Here is a 3604-nt window from a genome sequence, read left to right on the forward strand (position 1 = left end):
AGCCTTGGCTACCAAGTAGGTTTGCTCAGCCCTAGCTTGAGCATAATAACCTGACGCAGGTTCCCGCTTATCTTTGCCCCCTTGCTCCGAATTCCCCGTTTTGGACCACCGGCAACCTGAAACCAGAAGGGTCAGGCTCAAACTCAAAAGCAAGGCAAAAGCCAGGAACTGCCAACCATTCTTGCGAATAAGGCTCAATTTTATCCCTCCCTCGGCTTTGCTTCCCAATGGCCAATTTTGGATCAAGAAAAAATTTCCGAGAGAGGGATTCGCTTACGGGCCTGCAAAGTCCTGCCAAAACCTCCAATTAGCCCTAGTTGGTTAAGGCCTGGATCGGAGCAGGAATGCGCCCGCCCCGGTGAATGAATGTGGCTGCTCCCGCCTGGTTTATGGGCATCACCGGAGCTTGCCCCAACAGGCCACCGAATTCCACCCGGTCGCCCGCTTTCTTCCCTGGCGCCGGTATTAACCGCACCGCCGTGGTCTTCCTGTTAATGACTCCTATGGCGGCTTCATCGGCAATAATAGCGGCTATGGTCTCAGCGGGCGTGTCTCCAGGGATGGCAATCATGTCCAGCCCCACTGAGCATACGCTGGTCATGGCTTCCAGCTTATCCACCGTCAAGGTTCCGGCCTCTGCCGCCCGAACCATACCAGCATCTTCGCTGACAGGAATAAAGGCGCCGCTAAGCCCCCCCACGTAGGAGGACGCCATAGCCCCGCCTTTCTTCACAGCATCGTTTAAGAGAGCCAAAGCGGCCGTGCTACCATGGGTACCGCAGCGTTCCAATCCCATAGCCTCAAGAATATCGGCCACGCTATCGCCCACCGCCGGCGTTGGCGCCAACGATAGATCGACTATCCCAAAGGGTATACCCAAGCGCTGCGAGGCTTCCCGGCCTACCAGCTCCCCCATGCGAGTTATCTTAAAAGCCATCTTCTTGATTTTTTCAGCTAAGGCTCCCAGATCTGCATCTGGTTCCTCTTCCACTGCCCTTCGTATCACCCCCGGCCCGCTGACCCCCACATTGATGGCCGCCTCCGGTTCGCCTACCCCATGAAAGGCCCCGGCCATGAAAGGGTTGTCTTCAGGAGCGTTGCTGAACACTACTAGCTTGGCGCAGCCGATGCCGTCACGATCGGCAGTAAGCTTGGCAGTCTCTTTAATGATCCGACCCATTAGGCCCACTGCATCCATGTTGATGCCAGACTTGGTGCTGGCCACATTGACTGAGGCGCACACCCGCTCGGTGGTAGCCAACGCTTGGGGAATACCAAGAATCAGCTGGCGATCGCCACGAGTGAACCCTTTGTGGACCAAAGCGCTAAAACCGCCAACAAAATCCACCCCCACTTCGGCCCCAGCCTTGTCCAAAGTCTGGGCAATTGCCAAGGTGTCGTCTTTGTCCAGATCCTCCACCAAAAAAGCGATGGGTGTAACTGCAATCCGTTTGTTAATGATAGGAATACCTAGCTCCCGCTCCAGCTGCCCGGCCACTTCTACCAGTCGGCCTGCATAGCGCTTGATCTTCTCCTCGATCCGGGCCTGCATGGAGGAAAGGTCCTTGCCAGCACAATCTCGCAAGCTGATGCCAATGGTAATAGTACGGATATCCAGGTTTTCGACTTGAAGCATCCGTATAGTCTGCATGATCTCTTGCCACGTAAAGGATAACGGCATTGGCTAAGCCTCCTAGGTTAGATTACACTCGATGCATATAGCCGAAGACCTTCTCATGTTGGACCGTGACTTTTACTCCCAACTCCTCACCTTTGCGAGCCAAACGGTCCTGAAGTTCCGCTAGGTCCAAGGTGCACCCGCTCAGATCAGCAATCATAACCATGGTGAAGAACTCCTGCAGGATGGTCTGACTAATATCAACGATGTTGGCATTGGCCTCAGCCAAGATTGAAGACAAGGCAGCAATAATACCTACTCGGTCCTTTCCGACTACCGTGACGATGGCGCGATTATCCATTGCCGCTAGCTCCTTTCCAAACACACCAGACTCAACTTGCTATGGAGTTATTATAACATCTTCCCGGCTATATAAAGATTGCAAGAGTTTGCTCCGAAAACTACTTATGAGACGATAGAATTCCAAGGAAGAAGGAGCAACTAAAAAGTGAGCAACCAAGAAACCCCTACCAAGACCCTATCAACTACTAGGACGTTGCAGTTTAAGTTTAGCTTGGGAGCCGTGATCGCCATCGTAATCGGCCACCTGATCGGCAAGCTATTTTTAAACTGGGCCGAACAGGCTGGAGCCATACCGCCAGGAGCAGAGGTCATATTTCAGATCCTTTTTAACACGATCCTGATCATGTTGGCCCTCTATTTGTTGAACTCTACCCTAGTTCTAAAGCCGCTGGAAAAGCTAAACAACGGCCTTACTGCTTTGGCCCAGGGGAATCTGGCTGAAACCGAAGTTGAAGCCCGGAATGATGAAATGGGCCAGTTGGCCAAAGCTTATAACCAAGCCTTGTATAGTTTGCGCCAGGCTGCAGAGGCAATCAAGAATTCTGTGGATGCCATCAACGTCGCCGGGCACCAATTAGCTACTACGGCTGAACAAGTAGGGACCGGAGGCCGGCAGGTGGCAGCTACTATTCAACAGATGGCTCAGGGCATACAAGAGCAAACTCAGAAAGTCAACGATACGGTAACCAGCGTGGAGCAGCTCCTGGCCCAGATTCAACAGGCAACTGCCGACATCAATGATCTGCGCAGCAAGGCCGGTTTGGTGTTGGAGGCAGTGCAAAAAGGCAACCAGGTATCTCAGGAAGCCGTGGCTAAGATGCAATCCATCCACCAGCAGGTGACCTCGTCGGCTGAATCGGTCTTGACTCTCAAGGGGCGCTCGCGGGAGATTGGTAAAATCGTTGAATTTATAACCAGCATCGCCGACCAGACCAATCTCCTCTCCCTCAACGCGGCCATTGAAGCTGCTCGGGCCGGAGAACAAGGTCGTAGCTTCGCCGTGGTAGCCGAAGAGGTGAGAAAGCTGGCTGAGCAAGTGGCTGACGCGGCCAGCCAGATAGGTAAGCTCATTAAGGACGTCCAGCAGGAGACCGACGCTGCCGCCCAAACCATCCAGTCCGGCACCAGCGAGGTCCAAAACGGCGTTACCAAGGTGGAAGAAGTGCAACAAGTACTGGAACAAATCCAGACTGCCACCAAGAGCATGACCAACAAATTCGACCAAACTGCGGAGCGCTACCAAGCTATGGGCCAATTTGCCCAGGAAGTCAACCGCCAATGCAGCGAAGTGGCAGCCATCACCCAAGAGCTGGCTGCTGGAGCGGAAGAAATCAGCGCCAGCGCCGAGGAGCAGTCATCGGCCGTAGAGAGCGTTGCCCAGCAGGCCGCGAAGCTGACCGAGGTAGGGGATCGCCTGACTCAGGCTACCGCCCAATTCCGCCTCTAAAACCAGACAATTTCACGCCATAATACCAGTACCCTTATGGCGGCCCTCACTTCCAGTGAGGGCCGCCGCATTTCCCGACTTTGGCCCAAGCTCACCCATGTTCGACGTCGCTCCCAGTTCTTGGGTAAATCCCCAAGGGATAAGTTATGCCGAATACGCCAGGAAGCCCGCCGGAG

At 54.1% G+C, this 3604-nt stretch carries 3 protein-coding genes; 1 reads left to right on the top strand and 2 read right to left on the bottom strand.

What is annotated here, in order from left to right; translation table 11 throughout:
* Positions 1-313: 313 nt before the first annotated feature.
* Positions 314-1681: a PFL family protein gene (locus tag H5U02_14605; protein MBC7343652.1), complete on the bottom strand. Its 1368-nt coding sequence runs from the start codon at positions 1679-1681 to the stop codon at positions 314-316.
* A gap of 22 nt (positions 1682-1703) precedes the next feature.
* Positions 1704-1979 (bottom strand): ACT domain-containing protein, encoded by a 276-nt coding sequence (locus H5U02_14610; GenBank protein MBC7343653.1) that lies wholly within the window; start codon positions 1977-1979, stop codon positions 1704-1706.
* A 147-nt stretch (positions 1980-2126) separates the two neighbouring features.
* Here H5U02_14610 and H5U02_14615 point away from each other — a divergent pair, with 147 nt between their 5' ends.
* On the top strand, positions 2127-3428 hold the full coding sequence (locus tag H5U02_14615) for a HAMP domain-containing protein (protein ID MBC7343654.1): 1302 nt from the start codon (positions 2127-2129) through the stop codon (positions 3426-3428).
* The last annotated feature ends 176 nt before the right edge of the window (positions 3429-3604 follow it).

The organism is Clostridia bacterium, from assembly GCA_014360065.1.
In the GTDB taxonomy this organism is placed as follows: Bacteria; Bacillota; DSM-521; order Neomoorellales; family JACIYF01; genus JACIYF01.

What these genes read in the sequence shown, in the direction of transcription:
- H5U02_14605 (MBC7343652.1), bottom strand. Translation starts at nt 1,681, where the DNA reads ATGCCGTTATCCTTTACGTGGCAAGAGATCATGCAGACTATACGGATG.
- H5U02_14610 (MBC7343653.1), bottom strand. Translation starts at nt 1,979, where the DNA reads ATGGATAATCGCGCCATCGTCACGGTAGTCGGAAAGGACCGAGTAGGT.